This window comes from Vibrio sp. 10N.286.48.C11, from assembly GCF_041469805.1.
GTDB classification, from domain to species: domain Bacteria; phylum Pseudomonadota; class Gammaproteobacteria; order Enterobacterales; family Vibrionaceae; genus Vibrio; species Vibrio crassostreae_C.
The window spans coordinates 1-1,089 of record NZ_JBFRLK010000043.1 but is presented as its reverse complement, the minus strand read 5'-3'; the positions used below and the strand labels follow the sequence as shown (position 1 = coordinate 1,089).

1 protein-coding gene is annotated in these 1,089 nt (G+C 44.7%); it reads right to left on the bottom strand.

The genetic code is table 11. From position 1 onward, the window contains the following. Window positions 1–36 precede the first annotated feature (36 nt). Entirely contained in the window at window positions 37–984 is a 948-nt protein-coding gene (locus tag AB4209_RS12160) for an IS30 family transposase (protein WP_372056005.1), read from the bottom strand. Window positions 985–1,089: the final 105 nt, after the last annotated feature.

The following is a 1,089-nucleotide window of genomic DNA, read 5'->3' as shown; positions in this document are numbered from 1 at the left end:
CCCGAATTCAACTCCGAACTGCGACATTCTTAATTTTCAAGCAGCCTTCATCATTTCTTTAAAAACGACAGCGGGTTGCTTGAACCCTAAACATTTTTTCGGACGATAATTAATCCGTTGTTGCGCCCTTTCAATATCGTCATCACTGACAGTTCTTAGGTCTGTTCCTTTTTTAACGTATTGTCTCAATAACCCATTAGCGTTTTCATTGGCTCCTCGCTCCCACGAACTGTAAGGATGAGCAAAGTACACCTTTGCTTCTAAAGCCTCGGCTATTTCTTCATGACCTGCAAACTCGCGACCATTGTCTGCTGTAATTGTATGAACGAATTCTTTGTAAGGCAGTAGCATGTCTATGGTCGCTTTCGTCACATCTTTCGCTGACTTTGAGGGAGCTTTCTTTGTCAGATAAAAACGCGTTTTACGCTCTAAAATAGTGACCATTGCTCCTGTCCCATGCTTGCCCAAAACAGTATCAATCTCCCAGTCGCCAACACGTTCTCGGTTATCAACAATCTCAGGCCTTTCGTCTATCGAAATTGCATTTTTGATAGCAGGCGCTTTCTCTTTCTTGCCTCGCCGATACCGCTTGTGCCCTTGACGCAAGTGGCGAAATAGCTTGCCGCCCTGTCGTTTATTGCGAGCAACGTAACGGTATATCCACTCATGGCTCACTTTAGCTCCAGCATGAGTTAGGACATTAGATATTTGCTCTGGACTCCAATCAATGGACAGCAACAGTTCTATAAAATCTATGCGTGGCTGAAGTATTCGATACTTTCGGGCTTGCCGCCGTTTCGCTACTGATTGCTGGTGCGCTTTGTCTGGTAGATATTGCTCTTTCTTACCACTTCGCTTCAACTCTCGATAAATGGTTGAGCGATGGCACTTAACTGTTTTGGCAATCTCTGATACTGAAATTCCCCGTTCCAAAAGAGCAGAAATCTGATATCTTCTCCCCTCGGTCAACTGCTGATAATTCATCGTAGTACTGCTTGTTTCTTTGGCGAGAAGAGCGTACCACTTTCGGCAGTTGGCTTCCTCTTCTACACCTTCCCATGAGTGTCGCAGTTATTATCTGAAATCGGG

Excerpts from the sequence above, each read along its gene's own strand:
- AB4209_RS12160 (WP_372056005.1), bottom strand. The coding sequence starts at position 984 with ATGAATTATCAGCAGTTGACCGAGGGGAGAAGATATCAGATTTCTGCT.